This is a genomic window from Collinsella aerofaciens (assembly GCF_040926265.1).
GTDB lineage: Bacteria > Actinomycetota > Coriobacteriia > Coriobacteriales > Coriobacteriaceae > Collinsella > Collinsella aerofaciens_BB.
Window position 1 is genome coordinate 24,066 of record NZ_JBCOIL010000009.1, and the last position, 24,089, is coordinate 48,154.

The 24,089-nt window shown below is 60.2% G+C and carries 19 protein-coding genes and 1 tRNA gene; 9 read left to right on the forward strand and 11 right to left on the reverse strand.

The genetic code is table 11. The features are described 5' to 3' along the window. Nucleotides 1–16 precede the first annotated feature (16 nt). Nucleotides 17–1,978: a Stk1 family PASTA domain-containing Ser/Thr kinase gene (gene pknB, locus AB5767_RS04030; RefSeq protein ID WP_368131630.1), complete on the forward strand. Its 1,962-nt coding sequence runs from the start codon at nucleotides 17–19 to the stop codon at nucleotides 1,976–1,978. A gap of 539 nt (nucleotides 1,979–2,517) precedes the next feature. After that, nucleotides 2,518–3,801: a tyrosine-type recombinase/integrase gene (locus AB5767_RS04035; RefSeq protein WP_368131628.1), complete on the forward strand. Its 1,284-nt coding sequence runs from the start codon at nucleotides 2,518–2,520 to the stop codon at nucleotides 3,799–3,801. 51 nt (nucleotides 3,802–3,852) lie between these two features. Here AB5767_RS04035 and AB5767_RS04040 read toward each other — a convergent pair whose 3' ends face one another. Beyond that, nucleotides 3,853–4,794, reverse strand: coding sequence for a hypothetical protein (locus AB5767_RS04040; protein WP_368131626.1), 942 nt, complete (start codon nucleotides 4,792–4,794; stop codon nucleotides 3,853–3,855). Between the two features lie 62 nt (nucleotides 4,795–4,856). On the opposite strand from AB5767_RS04040, the gene AB5767_RS04045 reads away from it, so the two are divergent. The 5 genes from AB5767_RS04045 to AB5767_RS04065 are packed head-to-tail and all read left to right on the forward strand — an operon-like array spanning nucleotide 4,857 to nucleotide 9,190. Continuing rightward, nucleotides 4,857–5,102 (forward strand): hypothetical protein, encoded by a 246-nt coding sequence (locus AB5767_RS04045; RefSeq protein WP_195247073.1) that lies wholly within the window; start codon nucleotides 4,857–4,859, stop codon nucleotides 5,100–5,102. Beyond that, nucleotides 5,090–5,974, forward strand: coding sequence for a DnaB-like helicase C-terminal domain-containing protein (locus tag AB5767_RS04050; RefSeq protein WP_368131625.1), 885 nt, complete (start codon nucleotides 5,090–5,092; stop codon nucleotides 5,972–5,974). Before AB5767_RS04045 ends, AB5767_RS04050 begins: the two co-directional genes overlap by 13 nt. A 3-nt stretch (nucleotides 5,975–5,977) precedes the next feature. Then, nucleotides 5,978–6,328, forward strand: coding sequence for a plasmid mobilization protein (locus AB5767_RS04055; RefSeq protein WP_368131624.1), 351 nt, complete (start codon nucleotides 5,978–5,980; stop codon nucleotides 6,326–6,328). Continuing rightward, nucleotides 6,325–8,241 (forward strand): type IV secretory system conjugative DNA transfer family protein, encoded by a 1,917-nt coding sequence (locus AB5767_RS04060; protein WP_368131623.1) that lies wholly within the window; start codon nucleotides 6,325–6,327, stop codon nucleotides 8,239–8,241. The genes AB5767_RS04055 and AB5767_RS04060 overlap by 4 nt, the downstream gene beginning before the upstream one ends. A gap of 10 nt (nucleotides 8,242–8,251) precedes the next feature. Then, nucleotides 8,252–9,190 carry a relaxase/mobilization nuclease domain-containing protein gene (locus tag AB5767_RS04065; protein ID WP_368131621.1) on the forward strand — a complete coding sequence of 313 codons (939 nt, stop codon included), beginning with the start codon at nucleotides 8,252–8,254 and terminating at the stop codon, nucleotides 9,188–9,190. A gap of 533 nt (nucleotides 9,191–9,723) precedes the next feature. Here the strand turns inward: AB5767_RS04065 and AB5767_RS04070 are convergent. The 10 genes from AB5767_RS04070 to AB5767_RS04115 all read right to left on the reverse strand — a co-directional run bounded on the left by AB5767_RS04070 (nucleotide 9,724) and on the right by AB5767_RS04115 (nucleotide 21,954). Then, nucleotides 9,724–10,374 (reverse strand): hypothetical protein, encoded by a 651-nt coding sequence (locus AB5767_RS04070; protein ID WP_368131619.1) that lies wholly within the window; start codon nucleotides 10,372–10,374, stop codon nucleotides 9,724–9,726. 126 nt (nucleotides 10,375–10,500) lie between these two features. Continuing rightward, nucleotides 10,501–11,493 carry a DUF262 domain-containing protein gene (locus tag AB5767_RS04075; protein WP_368131618.1) on the reverse strand — a complete coding sequence of 331 codons (993 nt, stop codon included), beginning with the start codon at nucleotides 11,491–11,493 and terminating at the stop codon, nucleotides 10,501–10,503. Then, complete coding sequence (locus tag AB5767_RS04080) at nucleotides 11,493–14,321, reverse strand: DNA methyltransferase (RefSeq protein ID WP_368131616.1); 2,829 nt, start codon at nucleotides 14,319–14,321, stop codon at nucleotides 11,493–11,495. The genes AB5767_RS04075 and AB5767_RS04080 overlap by 1 nt, the downstream gene beginning before the upstream one ends. 363 nt (nucleotides 14,322–14,684) lie before the next feature. After that, nucleotides 14,685–14,760: transfer RNA gene (locus AB5767_RS04085), tRNA-Arg, on the reverse strand. A gap of 135 nt (nucleotides 14,761–14,895) precedes the next feature. Next, nucleotides 14,896–15,294: a DUF956 family protein gene (locus AB5767_RS04090; protein ID WP_006235193.1), complete on the reverse strand. Its 399-nt coding sequence runs from the start codon at nucleotides 15,292–15,294 to the stop codon at nucleotides 14,896–14,898. 120 nt (nucleotides 15,295–15,414) lie between these two features. Continuing rightward, nucleotides 15,415–16,335 carry a PTS system mannose/fructose/sorbose family transporter subunit IID gene (locus AB5767_RS04095; RefSeq protein WP_055310058.1) on the reverse strand — a complete coding sequence of 307 codons (921 nt, stop codon included), beginning with the start codon at nucleotides 16,333–16,335 and terminating at the stop codon, nucleotides 15,415–15,417. A gap of 16 nt (nucleotides 16,336–16,351) precedes the next feature. Continuing rightward, nucleotides 16,352–17,170, reverse strand: coding sequence for a PTS mannose/fructose/sorbose transporter subunit IIC (locus AB5767_RS04100; RefSeq protein WP_006235195.1), 819 nt, complete (start codon nucleotides 17,168–17,170; stop codon nucleotides 16,352–16,354). 18 nt (nucleotides 17,171–17,188) lie between these two features. After that, nucleotides 17,189–18,178, reverse strand: coding sequence for a PTS sugar transporter subunit IIB (locus AB5767_RS04105; protein ID WP_006235196.1), 990 nt, complete (start codon nucleotides 18,176–18,178; stop codon nucleotides 17,189–17,191). A gap of 375 nt (nucleotides 18,179–18,553) precedes the next feature. Then, a complete protein-coding gene (locus tag AB5767_RS04110) occupies nucleotides 18,554–18,982 on the reverse strand; it encodes a hydrogenase maturation nickel metallochaperone HypA/HybF (protein WP_196022362.1) in 429 nt (142 codons plus the stop codon). Between the two features lie 194 nt (nucleotides 18,983–19,176). Then, on the reverse strand, nucleotides 19,177–21,954 hold the full coding sequence (locus tag AB5767_RS04115) for an FAD-dependent oxidoreductase (protein ID WP_368131614.1): 2,778 nt from the start codon (nucleotides 21,952–21,954) through the stop codon (nucleotides 19,177–19,179). A gap of 189 nt (nucleotides 21,955–22,143) precedes the next feature. Here AB5767_RS04115 and AB5767_RS04120 point away from each other — a divergent pair, with 189 nt between their 5' ends. Together AB5767_RS04120 and AB5767_RS04125 are read left to right on the forward strand one after the other, a co-directional pair. Next, nucleotides 22,144–22,806 carry a TetR/AcrR family transcriptional regulator gene (locus AB5767_RS04120; RefSeq protein WP_195445876.1) on the forward strand — a complete coding sequence of 221 codons (663 nt, stop codon included), beginning with the start codon at nucleotides 22,144–22,146 and terminating at the stop codon, nucleotides 22,804–22,806. Between the two features lie 63 nt (nucleotides 22,807–22,869). Then, on the forward strand, nucleotides 22,870–23,877 hold the full coding sequence (locus AB5767_RS04125; RefSeq protein ID WP_368131613.1) for a DUF5692 family protein: 1,008 nt from the start codon (nucleotides 22,870–22,872) through the stop codon (nucleotides 23,875–23,877). Nucleotides 23,878–24,089: the final 212 nt, after the last annotated feature.

Sequence of the window (24,089 nt, forward strand, 5' to 3'; positions counted from 1 at the left end):
TATGTTAGGAGCAGGAATGGAACAGAGGGTCCTCGGGGGAAGATACCTCCTCAAGGATAAGGTGGGAACAGGCGGCATGGCGACCGTCTACCGTGCACAGGACCAGGTTCTCGACCGCACGGTAGCCGTCAAGATCATGCTGCCGCAGTATGCTGGCGACGCGACCTTCGCCGCACGCTTTAAGCAGGAGGCCCAGGCAGCAGCCGGTCTCTCCTCACCCTATATCGTGGGCGTCTACGATTGGGGCAAGGACGGCGACACCTATTACATCGTCATGGAGTACCTGCGCGGCACCGACCTTAAGAGCGGCATCAAGAGCCACGGCGCCCTCGACCCCAAGAAGGTCGCCCAGATCGGCTCGCAGATCAGCTCCGCGCTTTCGGTCGCCCACAAGCACGAGATCATCCACCGCGACATTAAGCCGCAGAACATCATGGTGCTGCCCGACGGCAACATCAAGGTGATGGACTTTGGCATCGCGCGCGCCAAGAACAGCCACCTCACGCAAGACAACAACGTGCTGGGAACCGCCCACTACGTCAGCCCCGAGCAGACCCGTGGTCAGGACCTCGGCCCCACCTCGGATATCTACTCGCTGGGCGTCGTGATGTACGAGTGCGCCACCGGCCGCGTCCCCTTTGACGGTGACGACGCTATCTCGGTCGCACTCAAGCAGGTCAACGAGCTGCCTATTCCGCCGAGCCAGATCAACTCCGGTGTCGACGCCGACCTTGAGCGCATCATCCTCAAGTGCATGGAGAAGGACCCCGCAAACCGCTTCCAGACCGCCGACGAGCTGCGTCAGGTGCTCAACAGCTACCTGTCGGGCCGTGCCGTCAACGTCTCGGAGCCCACGCGCATCATCGGTGCCCCCGGTGAGCTGGGCGCCACCAAGACTCGCGAGCTTTCCGATCAGACGCGCGCCATGGTGCGTCCCGTCTCGGGCGTGAGCGGCCAAAATACCGCCCGCAGCTCGGTTTCGGGCTCCACCGGCGCCTACGAGGTCGAAAAGCCCAAATCCAACAAGAACAAGATCATCGCCGCCGTGGTGGCAGCCGTTGCCGTCATCGGCATCGTGGTGGCCTTTGCCACAGGACTCTTTGGCGGCGAGCAGGTCACCGTGCCCGATGTGCTGGGCAAGGACCAGCAGACTGCCGTCGAGCTGATCAAGGAAGCCGGCCTCGAGGTCGGCACCATCGACCAAAGCTACAACGACGATGTCGACGAGGGCAAGGTCGCCGAGCAGACGCCCAACGGCAACACCAAGAAGACCAAGGGCACCAAGGTGAACCTGGTAATCTCCAAGGGCCCCAAGCCCTCCGAAAAGGTTGAGGTTCCCAAACTTGTCGGCCTGACCAAGGACCAAGCAGAAGCCGCACTGGCAAGCGTTGGCCTGAAGGGCAACGCCTCCGAGGAGGCCAACGAGGCTGATGAGGGCCAGGTCTTTGAGCAGGGCACCGAAGCCGGTAAGGAAGTCGCGAAGGGCACGACCATCTCGTACAAGGTCTCGAGCGGCCCGGATACCACGTCCGTCCCCGACCTGACCGACATGACCGAGGCCCAGGCGCGCAACGCCCTCGATATGGCAGGCTTTGGTGTCGACGTGAGCTACCAGGAGAACGACTCGGTTACCGAGGGCACCGTGATCAGCTGGAACCCCAGCGGCAAGCAGAAGCCCGGCGCCACGATTACCGTCGTCATCGCCAAGAAGTCCGGCAAGGCCACCGTCCCGGGCAACCTGTACGGCAAGAGCATTTCCGCCGCCGTTACCGCGCTCAACAACGCCGGTTTCTATAACATTGGCTTCTGTGACCAGAACGGCAATCCCGTAAGCGGTAACGAGGATGCCACCGTTACGGGCGTCTCCCCCACTGGAAAGCAGTCCACCGACAGCACGATTACGCTGACGGTCGCACTTTCTGGTTCGGGCTCGGGCTCGGGCACGAGCACGGGCGACGATTCCGGTACGACCAACTAGTCGCCACCCCACCGCTCATCGCGGCTTTCGCCGCAAACATATTCGCTCACAGGCGCCCGCTTGCTCCCCCCAGCAAGCGGGCGCTTCGTTTTTGACATGACATGAACCAGAAGAGCCCGGCACCATAGCGGTACCGGGCTCGATATTCCTCTGGTGCCCCCGGGTGGATTCGAAAACTCCCCCCGCGGGGAAATGAGTGACGCGGGTGCCGACGGTCCGAATCCCGCCCTTAGACCAGAAGAGCCCGGCACCACAGCGGTACCGGGCTCGATATTCCTCTGGTGCCCCCGGGCGGATTCGAACCGTCGACACCCGCTTTAGGAGGTCTTGTATTTCTATTTGAGCTGGTGTTTTATAATTTTATACAACTTCATATAACCGCATGTAAGACGGCATGTTTCATGAATCGCGAGATATAGGCTTCAAAAACTTTCTACCCTAATTCTACCCAGATACTCTTGCCTGGGTAGAATTTTGGGATTAGGCTAGGGGCAAGCCTTTAAGGGCTTGCCCCTAGCCTAATCCCAAGGAATCCCACCATGAGCACCAGACCACGAGTCGTCGGAAACGGCAGCGTATATCAAGTTAAAGAAGGGGTATTCCAATACCGCTTCAACCTCGGCAAGGACCCCAAGACGGGCAAATACGCCTACTCATCCAAGAGAACGCTACACTGCGAAGGTCTGAGCAGACGCACGCAACAGGCAATGCTCCGCAAAGCCATGGAAGAATACAAGGAGGAGTTGAACTCCGGTATCGTTCATGACAGCGGAAACCTCACCGTCGCAAAGTACGCCGAGAACTTCCACAGCCTAAGGGAAGAGGGCGGCTTCAAGTCACCGCTCGCCTATGCCCGTGAGGGCAACTATATTAGCCACATTCAAGAGATGTTCGGCCATATTCGACTTACTGACCTCCACCCTGACGATATACGGCACATCTACGCAAACGCCCGCAAAAAGGGAATGTCCGAAGCCGAGCTACACGGGACACATGTCAAACTGCGACAGATTCTCCAAGACGCCGTAGACAACGAGCTCATCCTTCGTAACCCATGCACGCCAATCAAGCTTCCCAAACCAACTTACAGGGAAAGAACTCCGCTTACGGCAGACGAGGCTTCACGATTTCTGTCTTGCCTCATGGATGAACCACTGTCGGCCAAGGCAACGGGCACCATGCTCTTGCTCCAATGTGGTCTCCGACGCGGCGAAATGCTCGGCTTGACTTGGGGCGACATCGATCTTGGGCAGCGCACGTTGAGCGTGTCGAAGCAGTTCACCAATGACAAGACTCTCCGACCGCCAAAATCGAAGATGAGCCGACGCACCATAGCAATCAACGACTCCCTGGCCTGCTATCTCAGCAAATGGGAGCTGGAACAGCGGGCGCAGCTCAACCGATACACTCTCGATCAGGACGACAAGACGCCTATCGTTAACGGCATAGAGGTCGTTACGACCGAGGATGGCATATACGCCACAGTCGTCAACGTAGACGGACACAACTTCGACCGATGGTTCCGCGACTTCTGCGTCGATAACGGCTTTGGGAGCTACAACAATATCACCAGAAGATTCCAGCGAAACGGCAAAGAGCACGTGAGGGGTACGGGATACAGTGGGCTCGTCCCCCACGCCCTGCGGCACACGCAAGCGACGCTCCTAATCGGAGAAGGCGCAGACGTGAAGACTGTCCAGGCAAGACTTGGACACGCATCTCCAAGTACGACGCTCTCCATCTACTCCCACGCCATCGAGGCAAACGATCGTAAGGCAGCAGATGCCTTCGGCGAGCTCATTTCCCAAGAGAGCAATTCATAAGGGAAGGGCCGAGATATACCCGGCCCTTCCCTTGCTTTGAACATAGATGGACTAATGGCGATAGACCATCGCTCCATATGGAGCTTTATCCTCCCAGGAAAACGATGAGGCGTCGCGAATGGGGAAGACGCCGATTATGGGTGCCTTCGTCCATTCGTCGGTATTCAGAATCGCGCCGTCCTTGTCATAGATTGGCTCAACCTGAGAAGTCTGGACATCACGAATTCCCGGCCATATATCAGCTATCGCATCAAGCACCTCATCCGTAGGGCAGACTTCCTTTGAGGAAAGATAAACATAGTGCGGAATTGCATCGCTTGCATTCCGCACTTCAAGAACGAAAGCATAGTCGCATGACGCAGCATTCGACTCATTGACCACCGGCCAATCGTCGGGGACAACGAGATACGAGCCACCTCGCAGGTCCACGCGTTTCATTGACGGCCCCTTATCAACAAGGCTGTCTTGCGGAACAAATCGCAGCATATGGTTACGAAGAGCCTTGTAATAAGAGAGCTTGTCGTTTAAATCGTCGGCAGCGAGCGACAGGGACTCAGCATCGCCATATCCACTAAGCTCATCCTGAATAGACTTGACCCGTTGCGCACAAAAAGCGCTCAGCTCTGCAGCCGCACCCTTGTTGACGCGGAGACATAGACTCGCGAGAAGGTCGACCACTTCCCCCGGAGTCTTAAACTCTTGCGGATGTTGTTCCTTGAACATGCTGATGTTGTCATCGGTCTGTTCAAGGACGGTCGTCCCAAACTTTCGTTTTTTCGGTTTCCTGGAGCGTTCCATTTCATCCTCCAATCGATTTTCATTGTAAGTATAACCCTGTTTTTCGAGGTAAAAGTGCTTATCCGAAACTTTTCGGAACTTTTTCTGAATCTTCAGCGCCTCGATTGCCAGAAGCAGTATCATCAAATTGCACAGATAAGCGAATGCCGGAATGGGGGTGCCCAAAGAAGGCCATAGAAACAAAAAGCCGCCCACCCCTCCCCTCTAGTCGCCAAACTGAGGTGGGGAGGAGTGAGCAGACCAAAGGAGATTCTACCATGGTAGATTCCGTTGTTCCCAAAGCGGGTATCGTACCCGCTCCTCCTCGCGTCGTTCTGGGACGCGAGCGTCTGCTCGGCGTCACCGAGATTCGTGAGCTGACCGGGCTTGGGGAGGTTGCCGCCGCATCGCTCATGAAAGAGAGCGGTCGCTGCCTCAAGCTTCATAGCCGCCTCTTCGTCATCGAGTCCAGCTTTTTTGAGTACCTTCACGAGTTGGAGGTGTCGGATCCGTGCAGCCTGTAGCCAATAGCTCATTCAACGTCGAAGCCGATCAGCTCAAGACCTATATCGAGGAAATGAACGGGCGTAAGCCCATGGCTCATATACGCAGCCTCCCCTCTCTCGACAAGCTCATCGGAGGCGTCGTACCCGGAATCCTGACCATAGTCGGAGCGGCACCCGCTGCCGGCAAAACGACGCTCCTCAAGGTTATCTCCGACGACCTTGCCTCCCAAGGCGTGCCCACCGTCTTCTACTCCGCGGAACTCCCCGCGTATCGCATTGCTCAGAAGGGCATCACGCGCCTCGGCAACGGAGACTTCAGCCTTTCCGAAGCGACCGGGGCTATCCCCGAGAAGAGGGAGGCATTTGAGCACGCCTGCGCCATCTACGCCGAGACCGTAGCACCTAACTCGTGCATCATGGACAGCCAAACGTCCATGGAAGATCTCGGGCGTTGCATCGGTGATTGCATTCACGAACGTGGGCAGCGCCCTGCCGTTTTTGTGGATTACCTTCAACTCATTGCAGCAACCAATTTCAATGTTCGCGCGGAAGAACGCGTTGTCATCACCGCTTGCGTCCAAGCCCTGGGCAACATCGCCCGGACGTATGACGTCCCCGTTTTCCTGATAAGCAGCGTCGCGCGCGATAAGTACAACGATGCGAACACCGAGCTCAACGTCTTCGCTGGCTCGCAGGGTATCGACTACGGCTCCGACAACGCTCTCTTCCTGCAGGTCGACGGCAGGGACAAGAAGGAGCGGAAGTACAACTCAGAGCTAGATGTTCGTCCCCTGCTCGTTCGCGTCCTTAAGGCACGCTATGGCACGCTTGGGAGCGCCAAGCTCACCTTCGACGCGCCCCATGCCACCTTCTATGACCAGGAGGGCTAGGCCATGCGCGGCAACAGCAAGACCGCGCATATCAACGTCCGCATGACCGAGGAGGAGCGTGCCGCCATCATGGCGCGCTCTTCCTCTTTTGACATGGCCCCATCGACGTTCATGCGCGAAGCTGCCCTCCGCATCGGGCAGAAGCCCGTCAAGGTCGCCGACGAGGCGACCTTGCGGCAAATCCTCCACCAGATGAAGAAGCAGGGCGGAAACCTCAACCAGGCCGTCCATGCCGCAAACGCCTATGGCGTGGATGCGCAGACGGCCCGACAGCTCACGGAGGCCGTCCGACTGGTGTCGAGCACGGCCTCGCAGCTTTCAAACCTCATCTCCAAGAATCGAGAACTATCATGAAAACCAAGATGCTCACAGCGCTCCTATCATCCCTTTTCCTAGCGATCCTCGCATGCCCCGTACTCGCCGCCCCCATCGACATGCTCGTCGCCGGGTACGGACTCGACGCATCGGCAATTCCCACAACGTTCGACGCGAAGACCGTCCTCGGCTGGTGGCTCTCGGACGGGTTCGTCACCCATCCCCTCGGGGCCTTGTTCGTCTTCCTCCTTGCACTCTGCACCTGCGCCCTCATCGCCTACTCAAGCGCCCTCAAATCACGAGCCGAGGACGGCGGCGTGCTCGGCGACGCCCACGTCAAGACAGGTCGCGAGGTCGTGAAGGGGTCCGTGACCTGGGACGGCTCGACGATCCCATCGTCGCGCGGGTTCGTCTACGGTTTCACCAAATATCGCGGTAAGCCCTGTTATCTCTACGAGCCGAAGAAAATGATTTTCGTATCAGGGGCCACTGGGTCAGGTAAGTCACGCTTCCTCTACCTCCCCTCAATCGACCTGCTCAGCTACGGCGACGCCTCCAACGGCTCCGAGCCCGCGACCCTCGTCGTCTCCGACGTGAAGAACGAGCTCATAGAGCTCACGGGCGATGAGCTTGCCCGTCGTGGCTACCGCGTCCTCCTGCTCGACACGCAGCACCCCTATCGCGGCCATAGGTTCAACCCGCTCAAGCAGGTTCTCGACCTCCATGCCGAGGAGCGCGACCAGGAGGCTGAGCAGGCAGCGGACGCCATCGCGGAGCTCGTGGTCCAGGACGACGAGAGGGGCAAGGGTTCGCACTGGACGGCATCGGCCAGGGGCCTGCTCTCGGCCCTGGTCCTGCTGGTCTCAATGTCCGACGAGTGCCCGGAGGGATCAAAGCACCTCGCGACCGTCTGCGAAGTCCTGGACCGCGGTACCGAGGCAGAGGGCGACGACCCATCCGAGCCCCTGAAGGCCGTCTTCCGCTCCCTGCCGAGCGGCCACCCCGCCAAGGGAAGGGCGTCGCAGTTCATCTCCTCGGGCGGCAACGAGCTCAGGAGCATCCTCTCGACGCTCAAGGTGGCACTCCGCCCGTTCTCGTCCGCCCCGGTCGCCTGGATGACCTCCGGCTCCGACATCGACCCGCGCACGGTACTCACGGAGAAGAGCGCCGTCTTCCTCCACGTGCTCGACGAGGGCTCACCCTACAACTGCATCGCGGCGATATTTCTCTCGCAGCTCTGGGCTTCGGTCCAGGCGGTCGCGGACGTGAACGGCGGCAGGCTCCCCCGCCCCGTGCAGATACTCGGCGACGAGTGGGGCAACCTGCCCCGCGTCGAGTGCCTGCCCGCCCTCCTCAGTCTCGGGCGCAGTTACGGGACGTTCTGGGTCGGAGCGACGCAGGACGCATCCCAGCTCAATAAGTATGGCGAGAGAGACGGCCGCAGGAAGATCCTCGCGAACTGCGGTGTGAAGGTCGCCATGAAGCTCGCAGAGGAGGAGGATCGCCGGTACTTCACCGAGCTCATCGGCAAGACCACGCGCCACACGCAGGGCACGAGCAACGGCAGGGCCGCGTCAGGCACGTCCTCCTCGACGTCCTACAGCGAGAGCGCCGACGACGTGATACACCCCTGGGAGTGGCGCGACATGGCCCCGGACCGGGACGGGATCATCGTCGTGAAGCACGCGGACAACGGTATGCCCGCATGTCGAGCCGGCGTCTTCCGCTCCCCCGTCACCGACTGCACCAACACGCCCACAAGGGAGCACTTCGACCTCGGGACCCCCGAGCACGAGGCGGAGAACCGTCGCGCCTACCAGCGCCGCCTCGACGAGTCAGCTGCTGGGAAGATGCGCGAGGAGGCCTCGACCTGGTGCCCAAAGTGGCCCGAGCCGGAGAAGAAGAACGGGAGCAAGCCGGGCGGCAAATTCAGCGGGCTCTCGCTCGACTAGGGAGGCGACCATGACGGCGATAAAGCAGACGAGCGTCTGCAGCGAGAAGCACCTCGCGAGACTCAGGGATTACCTCTCCTGGGACCGCGACAAGGCGCTCGCCCACGGCACGCAGAACATCATCGACGATGACCGCTGGTTTCAGGAGATGGCAGACACGAGGGCGGCCATGGGTCACGACAGGCCCGGCAAGGCCGGTGCCAAGTGTACCTACATGCAGCACCAGATACTCGGGTTCCTCCCAGACGAGTGCGACCTCAACGGCGGGAAGATGACGCCGGAGCTGTGCATGCGCTATGCGAGGGAGTACGTGGCCGAGCGCTACCCCAACCAGGAAGTCGTGATGGTGCTGCACCGCGAGCGCTGCCGCGCGGACGCCACCGACCGCTACGCCGTGCACCTCGGCATCAACCGCAGTGATCTGGAAACCGGCCGAAGGCTCGACGAGGGCCCCGCCCGAAAGGCGGCGGCATCACGCGTGAAGACCGTCCGTACCCTGGACGAAAGGTACGGCCTCAGGCAGCTTGAGCGCGGCAAGGCCAACTCGCGCGTCCACGCGAGGCAACCCGGCACGGAAGAGCGCGACATGGCCCGAAAGGGGCAGGCCGCGCGCTCGGAGAACGCCCGCATCCGCGTCGCGGTCGCTCGCCGAATCGAGGAGGTCGGGCGCATGCGCGACTGCCCCGACCGGATGGGCGAGCTTGAGCGGCGGCTCAAGCGGGACGGCATCGAGCTCGCCAGGTCGAAGGGCGGGAGCCTCCAGTACCGCTTCCCCTCGAAGTCTCTCGGGGGCATGAGGAAGGTCAACGGCGGAAGGCTCGGCTTTGCCGTCGACCGCTCGACTGGCATCGCCGTCCGCTTCACGCTGCGCGGGATAGCGACGGCGATGCGGGCGTTCTGGGAGCTTGAGCGCAGGGCGCTGGAGAACCAGAACGGCCGAGACGACTGAGCATTTGGGCCGGGACGCAACAGGCGTTCCGGCCCCTTCTTTTGCCCTTCGGTGAGAGCGACCTCGGAGCGGTTCGCCGTCCCGCCGCAGGCGGGCAAGATGATTCCGTGCAACGGAATCCATATCTTGCCTGCACGGAGCGAGCCGGTTGCCCAAGGCAACGCGAGCCCGGGCAGGTGAGCGCCGGTTGAACCGGCGCCGAGGAGACGCGACCCTGGGGAGCGTCGCACGACGGCGCTCGGCGACCCGGCGCGAGAGGCCCAGCCCGGCGACCACGGCGGAGCGATGGCGACTTCTGGAAGCCATCGAGCGCAGCCGTTCGGCGGGCTGGGCCGGCGTGAGCGGAGGCGGACGAAACGCGACCCTGGGGAGCGTTGCCAGGGAGCCGCAGCGAGAGCGATGCCGTGCGTCGCGGGGGTCCCGCCCATAAGCGGGACCCATCGGCCGCAAGGCCGATTGCCACGCCTCGGCCCTCTCGACCTGCGCGTCGGGGAGGAGTCGGCAGTAACCTCTCCCCGATCCACAATGGAGACCTAAAGCCGCTCGTAGGCCCTCTTCACCAGCTCGCCCATAAGCTGCCTTCGCTTGCCTAGGAACTCCTCATAATCGAGGTCCTCAAACCCAACAGGCAGGGCATGCTCCTCGCAGTTGCGGCGATACTCGTCCTCCCCCAGCGAGTCGCGGTACTTCCTGACGTACTCGCTCGGGGCGTCGTCCGAGATGTAGATGTTGTTCTGGTAGTCTACGAGGGTGAAGTTGCCCCTGTTGCTGCGCTGCGAGAGGTAGCCCCTGGACTTCAGGTAGTTGTCCGGGAACAGGTGGTGTTTGTCCAGTGCCTTCTTCGAGCCCGACGAGCCCATGAGCAGGAGCTGGGACAGCGGGGCCGTGCTGAACAGCACCTTGGCACCGAGCACGACCTGAGCCGCGACGAAGCCCCACCAGGTCGGGCCCGCCGCCTCGTTTGCGTCGAGGGAGCTGGGCAGCGTGATGGAGAAGTAATCGTCCGTCATGATGGCGGCGAGCCTACGGTCGAAGTACGCCCGGAACTCATCGGCGGTCTCAAGGCGCGAGACGTCGTTAAGCTGCTGCTCGAACTCGGATTCGAAGGACCCCACATAGAGCCCCGTTATGGCTGCGGCGAAATACCAGCGCCGCACGAGCCTGCGCACAGCCAACGGCTCCATACCGAACTCGTAGCGCCCGATAAGGTAAAACGCATAACAGAACATGAGCGCATTGCCCGACCCCACCTGGTCGGAACAGACATAGCCCGCCTCCGCCAGCGTGTTGATGAAGGCATGCCAGTTGTTCTAGTCGAGCACGAGATCGAGGGCGCGACCGAACGTGGCAAAGTTCTCGGCCCGCGTCTCGGGCGTCGTTTCCTTTGTCTTGAGATCTCGCCCGCGAAGAATCTGGTAGGCATAACGCAGGCGACCCCTCTTGAACCCCACGCCCACCGTGGCGCGAATGATATGCGTCGGCGAGACGGTCATGAGCGGGTTGTACGAGGTGCCCTTTGCGGGCGCATGACTCATGGCGCAGAACTCCTCTATGCGCTCCCTCATGGCAGGTTCGTAGACCGAAAGCAGGGTCATGATGAAGTCATCCTGCTTAAGCGCCTGCCCTTGCGAGTTCACACGCACGAAGATGTCCGATACGGTCTCCTCGTCAGCCGATTCGGAAATCTCCAGCGTCGGCAGAAGATAGCGCTCAAGCCCGAGTAATGCGTTGAGCCCGCTCTCGACGGCGTCCTCGCCGCCGTCGTCGAGTTCGGGTTCTCCCTTTTTGGCATTCGCCTCGTTAAGGCGCTTGATGAACGCCCTGCGATAGGCGCTCAGCTTGTTGTCGTGGTTCGCCGCGAAGGCCTCGGATACGTCGGGCACATAGCGCGAATCCTTCTCGGTCGAGGCATCGGCATTCTTGAATGAGCGTGCGATGGGGTCGTAGGCGATCTTCACCGTTCGCTCCCTGAAGTTCTTGTCTCGCACGGGTACGCCGTACAGAGAGCTCAAGAGGGCAGTGAGCCTCTGCTGTCCGTCGATGACAAGGGACTTGGGGACGGCATACACCTTTTGGTTCGAGCCTATGGCAGACTTCTTGCCCGCATCATCGCTCGGAGAGTCCCACAGCATCACATAGCCGATAGGGTATCCGCGAAGCATGGAATCAAGCAGATCGCGAACCTTTTCATTGCCCCACACGAAAGGCCGTTGCAGATCAGGCAGGCCAATCTTGCCCGTCTGAACATCCTTCAGGATGTTACCGACCTCCAGCGATATGGGATTGTAGATAGAGTTGGGCACTATAGTTCACCGACCTTCTTGGCGTACAGGTTGAAAAGATGGGCGACTATCTTCTCCTCGTCCCCGCCGAAGTCGACGCCATAGGCGGCTTCGACGGCGGCGTCGAGCGCCTTGTGCGCTGTCATCAGCTCGGGGAAGAACGGCTCGTTCTTGGGATCGTACATGTCCGCGAGCGTCGCACCTTCCTGGGCATCCCGGGCGTCGAGCACGGCTTGGGCGCAACGCTCGACTTCCTCGCGTTGGGATTCCGTGGGCTCGGGCCAGACGAAGTTGTTGTAATCAATAATGGCCGAATACTGGTAATCGTCCTTCAATCTTCCGGTTACGATCCCAACCCATGCATTATGGAATTGAGATTGCAGAATGCCATAGTGATAGAGAGAAGCATTGGGTATCAATCTAACCTTGTTGCTGCAAAATATCTCTGGACCAACAAAGCCCATTGGAACACGTTTCCGTCTGCTTGAAGACACCTCTGGGATGATGATGGAACTTCCCTCGGGCATGTTCTCAACGTGAAATCTCGTTGGCTTATCTGCTATTTTTCGGGTTCCAGCGCTTTTACTTGCAAGCCTGTATTCACGAACCTGTTCTACTCTCTTTCTGCACTCAGGAAGCTGCTTTAAATCCGAGAAGGTTGCCTCCCCAAGCCACAGGCACCAGCGATGATAGCCATGAATGAACTCTTTTGATCCAAGCCATGGATGGAAGAAGCCTTCGGCCTTTGGCTCTTTCTTCAGGAAATCGTCTTTCTCCTCATCGGTAAACAGGTAGAATCCCCCATCAATAGGTTTATTTCCGATGCCCATTTCCGGAACATCACAAATAGGCTTGCTGCGGCTGTAGATGAATACATCAGGGGCGTCTTTCAGATACGCATTGATTCGAGCCGTGGGAATCTGTTCTTCGTCGCTGTCCGGGGTCGCGTGGTAGAAGAGCGTCTTGGTCCCCGACTCGCGGGAGAACCCGACGATGACACAGAACACGTGCGCCTTGTCCGCAGCCTCGTTGTCCCACCTGAACGTGTTGTGCGCGAAGTCGATGTGGATACCCAGGTCGTGCAGGGGTTTCCAGAGGTTGGCGACCTGCTCGCCCTGACATATCGAGTTGGTCGAGACCAGGGCGCAGCGCGTGCGCTTCCCTTGCGTGAACCTCGCGGCCTTCATGTACCAGGCCCCGCAGTAGTCGATGTTGCCCGCGTTCTTCGCGCCGTCGAAGACCTCAAGGAGTTCGGCCTTCTGCTCCTTGGACTGGTTGCGGGCCCCAAGGAAAGGCGGATTGCCCACGAGGTACGTGAGGTCATCGGGGAACACCTCGGACCAATCGGTCTTGAGGGCGTTGCCCTCATGGAGGTTGCTGAGGCTCCTGAGCGGCAGGAAGTCGAAGTCATAACCGACGTATATCTCCTGCGTCTTTCGGAGCATCTGCTCCTCGGTGATCCAAAGGGCGGTCTTAGCGACCGAGACGGCGAAGTCGTTTATCTCGATGCCGTACAGCTGGTCCAGAGACACGCGGACAGGGCTGTCCTGCGCAACGACGAGGGATGTCTGCCCCGCGTTGCCGGTCTCCTCGCTGAGCTCGTCCTCGATGATTCGATTCTCGATGGTGCGCAGCTGCCGGTACGCCTCGGTAAGGAAGTTGCCCGAGCCGCACGCGGGGTCACCGATGGTGATGGAGGCCACCTTGTCGTGTAGCCTCGCCAGGGCCTGCTTGCGCTTGGCAGCTGTCTTCTCGCCCTCGGCCTCGTGCAGTTCATCCCACAGCTCGTCGAGGAAGAGTGGCCTGAGGCAGCGCTCGATATTCTCGACGCTCGTGTAGTGCATGCCCCCGGCGTGGCGCGTCTCGGGGTTCAGCGTGCCCTCGAACACGCCGCCGAAGATGACGCCCGAGATCTCGCGCCAGTCAAAGTCCTGGGACGCGTCAGCGATGGCCTCGAGGATCTCCGAGGTCATCTGCGGGACGATGATGGAGGAGTCGGCGAACAGACCGCCGTTCACGCAGGGGAAGGCCGCGAGGTCCTCGTCCATGTACTCATCCCTCTGCTCTAGGGGCGTGTCGATCGTCTCAAACAAATCGACCAGTTTTCGGCGGAGCTTCGCGGGGTCTCCCTCGCAGTACCTGCCGAACGCCTGGTGCGATTGCAGGAGGTCGGCGTCCTCGGCGTAGAGCAGGAAGATGATTCGGGTGATGAGCACGTTGAGGGAGCGCTGCTCCTCTTGCGCCCGCTCGTCCTTCTCCTCAATGTGGTGGTACTGCTTGGCGAGGGCATCGTAGAGCCTGGAGACGTAGGCCCCAGCCTCGATGGAAAGCTGCTGCTCCTTGTGCAGGCGGCTCGTCTCGTTGGAGGTCAGGAAGGACAGAAGATACAGGCTGTCCGGGAGCTCTTCGAGGGAGAACTCCTGCACGGTATCCTCGGGCCGCTCGTTGTCGAGGTCGTAAAGGCGAAAGGTCCCGAAGTTGCACGTCATCACCCAGCGGGGGCGCTCGGAGTATGGCAGGTGCCGCGCGTACCACATGGCCTGCTGGAGCGGCGTCTCCATGCCGCCGTTTCTGGGCTCGGGCTTGTCGAGGTCGATACCCCACGACTTCTGCTCGCACAGGAAGTTGTGGTCGGAGACGAACACGTCGATGCGGCGGCCTCTCACCTTCCGCTCGAAGTCGACGAAGCTGTCTATGGTGTTGGACGGGATGCCCAGGACGTTGATGAGCAGATCTACCCAGAACTTTTGCGTGTCCTGCTGCTCGTTGTTGGAGCCCGCGGGGATGGCGGCAAGGCGCTTCTGCCACCGCTTGACGAACTCTTTTGCCTCTTTCTTGCTGGCAGGCATACCGGACCTCCTGCGTCGTTGTCACTTTCGGACAATTTTAAGGGGTAAAAGCCCTCTTCCAAGCGGAAGGGCGAGTTTTCAACGGTCCACGGTGCCGCAGGGTCCCAGGCGAAACCCGAAGATGCCGGGGGCTGTTGGAAACTCGCCCATCTCACAGCAGCGTCACCCTAGGTTTTCAACGCTTTCCATGGCCGAAGGGCTTCTTATAAGCCCGTAGGCTGTGGGAAGGGTTGGAAACCGGACTTTGGGCATAGCCCTTCACAAAAAAACTTTCTACCCAAATTCTACCCAACTGACGTTAACGATGCCCTTATATAAGAAAGCAGGTCAGACGATTTATACCGTCTGACCTGCATTTACTTCTGGTGCCCCCGGGCGGATTCGAACCGTCGACACCCGCTTTAGGAGAGCGGTGCTCTATCCCCTGAGCTACGGAGGCATGTTGCACTAGTGTAGCAGATTTACTGCATCGCCATACACCCCATGACCAGACTTCAAAGTTGCGGTGGAATAGTTCCTGCCTAAAGCATCTAAAGCCGCATTTAGGAACTATTCCACCGCAACTTATGAGGGGCTAGTTGCCTTTGTGGAAGAGGTTTTTGATAACGGAGGGGATGCTCTTGGCGCCCTTGGCCGTCACATCGATAAAATCGGGCGAACGCACAAGCTTATCCTCGTCCACGTACTTGCGCACAGCGCGCAGCGTCTCTTTGTCGTCGCGCGTCGAAAACGTAAAGTGACCGTTGTCCTTGGTGAAGATGGCAAAACGCGTAATCTTCTTGGTGCCGCGCAAGACCTCGGCGGCAATATAGTCGACCTCGTCCCACGGGATTTGAATATAATCCTCGGGATTGCGCTCGTTATAGTACTCAAACGCCTTATTGCCCACCATCACGTTACCGTGGCTGGTAAGCCCCATCAGGCAGGTTGCCGGCGTTGCCAGATCGACCGTGCTGTTCTGAGATTGCGCCATACGCGCCTCGCCCTCCAATAAAAACAATCGGACCGCATCCAGTGTACCCACCGGGTGCGGTCCGTTTCAATGGCTCAAAAGCCCTTGCCTAGCAATTCTCGGTCTTAAGCCGAAGCGTGCTTACATGAAGCCGCAGAAGCGACCGATGATGCCGACGGCGAAGAGAGCCAGGATGATGACGATCGGGCTGACCTTCTTCTTGAGGAGCTTGCAGACCAGCAGGGTCAGGCACACGGCGGCAAGGCCGGGGATGAGCTGATCGAGGTTGGCCTGAAGCGTGGTGACCTTCATCTGATCAAGGGCGGTAGCACCGACGGAGTTGTACATCGTCAGCGCTTCCTTGATACCCTCGGAACCGGAGGGCAGGCTAGCCCAGTCGATAAAGGCGCCAGCAGACTGCTTGACCGTGGAGACGATCGGGGTGAAGGAAATGGACACCCAGCGCTCGACCAGGGCGCCGATGATGAACATACCCAGGATGGAAGCGCCCTCGGTGACCTTGCCCATCAGACCACCGGAGAGGTCCTTGGCGATGGAGGAGCCGACCTTGTAGCCAAACTCCTGCGTGTACCACAGGAAAGCGTAACGGATGATGTTCCACGCGAAGAAGAACAGCAGCGGACCGACGATGCTGCCGGACATGGCCAGGGAAGCGCCCAGAGCGCCCAGAATCGGGCGAAGGGTGAACCAGAAGACGGGGTCACCGACGCCGGCGAGCGGGCCCATCATACCGACCTTGACGCCCTGAATGGCGACGTCGTCAATCGGGGCACCGTTGGCGCGCTCCTCCTCGAGGGCGAGGGTAACGCCAATGACGGGGGCGGAAACATAGGGGTGGGTGTTATAGAACTCCAGGTGGCGCTTAAGAGCGGCAATCTGGTCATCCTTGCTGGTGTAGAGCTTCTTGATCGCAGGGATCATTGCGAAGCACCAGCCGCCGTTCTGCATACGCTCGTAGTTCCACGAGCCCTGAAGGAACTGATGACGGAAGCAAACCTTCTTGCGGTCAGCCTTGGTGAGCTGAATCTTGTTCTCTGCCATATGTATCACTCCCCTCCTACTCGTAATCGTTCAGAATGTCGCCGAGCGGGTCGCCGGAGCCACCGCCCATGCCGCCACCCTGCTTGGCCAGATCCTTAAGGCCAAGGTAGATGAGGGCAAGGGAGATGCCGATGAGACCAAGGGCGATCAGCGTGAGCTGAGGGATGGCAGCAAGGACAAAGCCGAGGACGAAGAACGGCCAGGTCTCCTTGGTGGCCATCATGTTGATGACCATGGCGTAACCGACGGAAGCGACCATGCCGCCGCCGACAGCCATGCCGCCGGACAGCCAGTCGGGCATAGCGTTAAGCGCGTTGGTAACGGCCTCGGCCGGGATGACGCACAGAAGCACTGCCGGGATGGCGATACGAAGGCCCTGCATGAGGATGGCAGCATACTGCCAGCGCTCGATGCCGGAGAAGTCGCCCTTCTCGGCGCAACCGTCCATGGCGTGAGCGATAGCGGTAGCAATGGTACGGCAGATCATGGTCAGGAACAGACCAGCGACCGACAGCGGAACGGCGACGGCGATAGCGGTGGTAACGGCCTTGGCCGAATCGGTGGCGCCACCGTTGAGGGCGAGCACCATGATGATCGAAGAAGCGACCGAGGCCAGAGCGGCGTCAGGCGCGACAGCGGCGCCGACGTTAGCCCAGCCAAGGGCCATCATCTGGAGCGAACCGCCCAGGAGGATGCCCTCCTGAAGGTGACCGGTTACGAGACCGATAAGCGTGCATGCCACGAGCGGCTGATGGAACTGGAACTCATCCAGAATGCCTTCCATACCGGCAAGCAACGCGACAATCGCAACAAGCAGAATAGTGATTGCAGACATGTATCGGACCCTCCTTTACTATGCTTGAGCGGCCAGTTCGGCCTTAGCTTTCTTCAACATGGCGTCGAGATCCTCGGAGGAATCCGAAGGAACCTTGCGGACCTCGAACTTGACGCCCTTGGCCTTGAGGGCCTCGAGAGTCTTGACGTCGTCATCGCCCATAGCGACGGCGTTGGTGACGACGACCTTGCCCTTGGAGTGAGCCATGGAACCGATGTTGACTTCCTTGATGTCGACGCCGGCCTCGATGGCCTTGAGCAGATCCTGCGGGTTCTCAAAGAGCAGCATGGCCTTGGTGTCACCAAAGCGCGTGTCCTTGACGACCTCGGCCATCTTCTTGATGGGCACGACGTTGGCATGGACTCCCGGAGGGGCAGCCTGCTCGATCATGGTCTTGCGGAGCTCGTCGTGAGCAACGCCGTCGGAAACCACGATGATGCGGTTGGGGTTGATCTGCTTGGTCCACGTGGTGGCCACCTGACCATGCAGCAGACGGGTGTCGATACGGACGTGGGCAATCTTGATGTGCCCGTCGCCGATGACCGTTCCCGGAGGGATGGCGCCTGCAGGAGCAGCGGCGGCCGCAGCCGGCTTCTTCTCCTCGGGCTCCAGAGACTCGGGCTTGACGCGCACGCCAGCCTTAGCCTCAGTCACGAGATGTTTTGCGATCGCATGTGCAGTGTTCTTTGCGTCAAAGCGCTGCGAATATGCCTCGATGAGCATAGGCAGGTTGACGCCGGTGACGATAGCCCAGGAATCGTGGCCCTCGATGAGCCCGCTGATCTGGTTGAACGGCGTGCCGCCCCACAGATCAACGAGGAAGAGCACCTGCTCCTGGTCCTCGAAGGAAGCGATTGCTTCCTCGACCTTGGCACGGAAGTCGTCGGGGCCCATGCTCGGCTCGAGCGAGACCACGGCAACAGACGGCTGATCGCCAAAGACCATCGAGCCCGTCTGCTTGATTCCAGCTGCCAAGTCCCCGTGGCTAGCAAGAACAATACTTACCATCACATAACCTCCTTTTTGTCTACGTATTCCCTACACGACATTAAGGAAGTATACCTGTTTAGTTTGTGGAATTATCGCTAAATTTGCAAAAGGTTGCATTATTTGTTTAAACGTCTAGGTTTGTTACAAGTTGATTACGTTGCTGGTTTTTCACTCATTACCCGCCAATGCGCCGCTCATCAAGCCGCGCATTTTACAGATACAAGCAGGCTGTTCATTAATATCGATTTTAGGCAAGCGCGAATGCGCTTGTACTGCCGCTATTTTGTTTAAACAGACATAACTTGACTATTAGCGTGACTTATGCTCTGCGCAAGTAGTCATTGGGGACGTTCTTGATTGACTAGTCGTTTAAGAACGTCCCCAACGACCAAGTTAGGCGATGTGGAGGGGGTTGGCGGCGTCGACGGCATCGGGGGCTTCAGAAGGGCCATCGGGGGCAGCGCCTGCCGGGTCCTCGTCGGGGGTCTCGATCTGCTTGATCATGACCTCCTGGCCCTGCAGCAGGTATGTCTCGCCGCTGCCGCAATGGGGGCAGGTCTTGCCGTGCTCGACCGTCGCGTAGTCGCAGCCGCACGCCTCGCAATGCGTCACGGCCTCGACAGGCTCCACAATAAGCTCCGCACCCTCGGTGATGGACTTTTTATCTGCCGCCCAGCGCCAAGCGTCGAGCAGCAAGTCGGGAACGACGCCCGAGACCTCACCCAGCAGCAGCGTAACGCTCGAGACGCGACGCACGCCATTGGCACGCGCCACGTTCTCAACATCGCGGATAATGTGGTAAACGATTCCGAGCTCGTGCACTTTTAATTCCTTCCGCCGTTCTACCGAACGGCGGTCGGCTTGACGCTGCGCGAGCCCCAGACGGGCGATCTGCCTTTCAATCGTCGGGCATGGGCAAAAGCCCTATGCCCTCCTCTTTCAAGGCACCTCGCCACGCCTGGGACTCGCTCGCTGTCCAACCGCTCTCTGCGCCGTTCTCCTGCTTGTTGCGTTTCTTACTTCTTCCCGAATTTGATCTTGATGGCGCGCTTGAGCGCGTACTTGCCCAGGCTTGGAAGCTTTTGCTCGTATTTGACCATCGTGGAGCACTCGGGGCGGTCGCGATCCAGATGGATGGCGTCGAACGCGCACTTGGTGGTGCACAGGCCGCAGCCGATGCACTTGTTGGGGTCGACGATCGAGGCACCGCAACCCAGGCAACGGGCGGTCTCGGCGCGCACCTGCTCCTCGGTAAAGGTCTCAACATACTCGCTAAACGGCGCAGCCTTCTCGCGTTCGCGGTCCACATGCGCAACCTCGCGGCTCGCGTTGTCATAGCTCTCGAGCACAACGTCATCGCGGTCAAGCGCGGTGTAGCGGCGCTGGTTGCGGCCGATGGTGAGCGTGGAGCCCGGCTGCACAAAGCGATGGATGGACACCGCAGCCTCGTGGCCGGCGGCGATAGCGTCGATGGCAAAGCTGGGGCCGGTGTAGACGTCGCCGCCCACAAAGATGTCTGGCTCGGCGGTCTGGTAGGTCTGGGGATCGGCAAGGGCACCCTGGCCGCGGCCGAGCTCCACCTTGGAGCCAGCCAGCAGGTCGCCCCACACAATGGACTGGCCAATCGACATGACGACACGGTCGGCATCGACACGGCGCAGATCGTTCTCGTCGTACTCGGGCGCAAAACGGCCCTCGTCGTCAAAGACACGCGTGCAGCGCTTGAAGGTGATACCGCACACACGACCGGCCTCGTCCAGGTGAATCTCCTTGGGGCCCCAGCCGCAGCTGATGTGAGCGCCGTCCTCAACGGCCTCGCGACGTTCCTCCTCGCTCGCGGGCATCTGGGCCTCGCTCTCCAGGCAGAACATCTCAACGTGCTCGGAGCCCAGGCGGCAGGCGTTGCGGGCCACGTCGATGGCCACGTTGCCGCCGCCCACCACGATGGTGCGGCCGGGCAACGCGTCGATCTTGCCACTGTTGACCTCGCGCAAGAAGTCGACGGCTACGGTCACGTCCTCGGCATCCTCGCCCGGAATACCGGCAAGGCGGCCACCCTGGCAGCCAATAGCCACATAAAAGGCCTTAAAGCCCTGCTCGCGTAGCTCGTCGAGCGTCACATCGCGACCGACCTCCACGCCATAGCGGAACACGGCACCCATCAGGCGAATAATCTCGACCTCGGCCTCGATAACATCCTTCTGCAGCTTAAAGCTGGGAATACCGTAGGTGAGCATGCCGCCCGGGCGCTCGTTCTTCTCGAACACGACGGGCTTGTAGCCCTTCTCGGCCAGATAAAAAGCGCAGGACAGACCGGCCGGTCCGGCACCGATAATGGCGATCTTCTGGTCGAAGCCGCCGGCACGCGTCGGGGTCACCACAGGTGGGACATAGCGGGTCGCGGCGTCCAGATCGCGCTGGGCGATAAACTTCTTGACCTCGTCGATGGCCACGGCGGCGTCCACGCGGCCGCGGGTGCAGGCGTCCTCGCAGCGGCGGTTGCACACACGGCCGCAGATAGCGGGCAGCGGGTTCTCGCGCTTGATGAGCGCCAGCGCCTCGTCATAGCGACCCTGCGCCGCGAGCTTCAGATAGCCCTGAACGGCAACGTGAGCGGGGCAAGCCGTCTTGCAAGGCGCGGTGCCGGACTCGTGCGTCTCGATACGGTTATCGTTGCGGTAGTTGGGCGACCACTTGGTGTGGTCCCACTTGGTGGCATCGGGCAGCTCCTGGCGCGGATACTCGGGCACCTGTCCGCCCGCCTTTTTGCTGCAGAGCTTCTGGCCGAGCTTGGCGGCACCGGCCGGACACACCTCAACGCAGCGACCACAGGCCACGCACTTATCCTTCTCGACCTTGGCGACATAGGCCGAGCGCGACAGGTTGGGCGTGTTGAACAGCTGCGAGGTGCGCAGGGCGTAGCACACGTTGACGTTGCAGTTGCAGATAGCGAAGATCTTGTTCTCGCCGTCGATGTTGGTGATCTGGTGCACAAAGCCGTTGTCCTCGGCCTGGCGCAGGATGTCGTAGACCTCGTCGCGCGTCACGTAATGGCCGCGGTCGGTCTCGACCACGTAGTCGGCCATATCGCCCACGGCGATGCACCAATCGGCCGGGTCGTCGGCGCAGCCCTCACCCATCACGCGACGGCTCGCGCGGCAGCTGCAGGTGCTAGCGGCATATTTGCCATCGTATTTGTCGAGCCAATGCTCGATATGCTCAATCGGTACCGAGGTGCTCGCGGCGTCGATAGCCTTCTCGACCGGAATGACATGCATGCCGATACCGGCGCCTCCGGGCGGCACCATCGGCGTGGCCTTCGACAGCGGTCCCTTGGACGCCTGCTCAAAGAACTTGGCATAGACCGGGTGCTCCTCGAGCTGGCTCACGCGCATGTTGAGGAACTCGGCGGAACCCGGCACCAGCATGGGCAGCACCCACTGCTTGGCGCGCTCGGGGTTTTCCCAGTTGTACTCGAGCAGACCCGTGTAGCTCATGTCGTCGAGCATCTTCTCGATATCGGCTTCGGGCATGCCGGTGAGCTTGACCATCTCGGGCAGCGTATAGGGACGGCGCATCTTCATCTTGCAGAGCACTTCGGCCTGCTCGTCGGTTGCGGCCTCGGCAAACGACCAGTACTCGTAGCCCAGCAGCTCATCGCGATGCAGCAGACGGTTGGTGCAGTGCTCGCACAGCTTGACGATGGCCTCGCGCGGATGCTCCGGCAGCGGCGGCACGAACTCCGAACCGATGTCGGGCTCGGTGTAGCTAATCCCCGGTCCGTTGAGAATCATGGTTGTCCCTTCTCTTGCCACAGCCCGGCGAGACCGCGGCACCCCTCTTTTTTGCAGGCCGGGCATGCCCCCATGCCGTTCACCCGCCATTAGTTGACATTGTGTCAAAAATAGTATTGACGAACCGTCAACAATATTCAAGACTGTTAGGCGAACGGTCAGGCAAAAGAGGATGAAAGGCGGCAAAACATGAGCAACAACACAGCAGATACCTCTGTGGTCGATGCCGTCCCCGCATCCGATAGCGCGGCAAAGCGCTTGACGGGCGACGAACGCCGTCGCGAGATCCTCGCCGCCGTGCGCACCGTGAGCTCTGAGCTAGGCGTGTCGCATCTATCCGTCTCGGCCGTGACCAAGCGAGCCGGCTGCACGCGCTCATTGTTCTACCACTACTTTGCCGACATGGACGCCGCTGTCACCGCCGTCATGGACGAGGCGATCGACGGTTTTATCTCCGAGCTCGAGCAGTGGAATGCCAACCGCACCGTCGGTGATATCGAGGGCGCACTCGACACCGTCGCCCCGCTCTTTAAGCGCCTGGTCGTCAGCGGCCACGAGCTGCCGAGTACGCTCACCTCAAGCAGCGGCGCGCTCTACGGCGGCTTTTTGCACAACGTGGTCCAGCGTGTGGCGCAGTATATCTGCGACACCACCGTGGTGGATTTTGCCGCCCATCATGAGCTACGCATCGACCATGTCTACGAGACGTTCTACACCCTCATCATGGGGTTGTTGATGTATATCCGCACGCACCCCGATGTGCCCGACGAGACGGTCAAGGAAATCATCGCCTCGACACTCCACATCGAGGGCTATACCGCCAAGTATCCGGAGCGCAAGCCCCAGAACTGACGACATTTGGCCAAACTGCCCGCGATCAGAAGAGGGGCCGCGGGCGTGTGAAAGGAGAGCAGCATGCTGTTCGATGTTTGGGGTAGCGATACCCTTATCCACTGGGCCGGCTGGGCCATGGTCTTTATTGGCCTGATCGTGCTCAACGAGGTCGGCCGCCGCACCAAGCTGGGCGCGGCAATCATCTTTGGCGTGGCTCCGCTGGCCATGACCATCTACTGCGTCGCCATCGCCGTGGGCGTTTCGCAGGGTGCTGAGTGGGCGCTCACCAACCCCACCCATGTGTACCAGAACAGCTGGTTCCACTACGCCAAGGTATACGCGGCGCTCGCCGGTTGCTGGGGCTTCATTGCCATTAAGTACCAGTGGGGAAAGATCGGCAAGGCGCATTGGTTCCGCGCATGGCCGTTTGTGATCGTCGCCATCAACATCATGATTGCCGTCGTGTCCGACTTTGAGAGCGCCTATCACTTCTTTGTCCTGGGCGAGTCCACCTGGGTCACCTCCGAAGGTGCTACGCAGCTGGCCGGCTGGAACAACGTGTTCAACGGCATCGCCGGTATCATCAACATCTTCTGCATGACCGGTTGGTGGAGCGTCTACGCCTCCGAGGACAAGACCGACATGCTGTGGCCCGATATGACCTGGGTCTACATCATCGCCTACGATATCTGGAACTTCTGCTACACCTACAACTGCCTGCCCACCCACTCCTGGTTCTGCGGCTTTGCACTGCTGCTGGCGCCCACCGTCGCCGCCTTTATCTGGAACAAGGGCGGCTGGATCCAGAACCGCGCCTTTACGCTGGCCATTTGGTGTATGTTTGCCCAGGTGTTCCCGTACTTCCAGGAGGAGTCCATCTTTGTGACCCACTCCACGCTCGACCCCGGCGCCGCTACCGCGGTCTCGATCGCCGCTCTGGTCGCCAACGTCGCCGCGATCATCTACATCGCCTACCGCGCCAAGAAGCTCGGCCGCAATCCCTACAAGCAGGATGTCTTTGAGGGCACCAGCGATTGGGAGAAGGCTACTGCTCGCCGCGGCAAGGTTGATTACGCGCACGCCGAGTAACGCGCCTGACGCAAACATCGCTTGAGCACGAAGCAGCATAGCCGGCTCCGCGTAACTCAACGCATTGCAGAGCCCCCGGAATGTGATTCGTTCGCGTTCCGGGGGCCTTTTGCTGCCGCGAGGATGCGGCCGAACGATGCGCTCGAGTTAAATCGGATCTTATATTTCGCACGCGCTTTATATGGCTCCATTTTTGGGTACAGTGTTGTCCC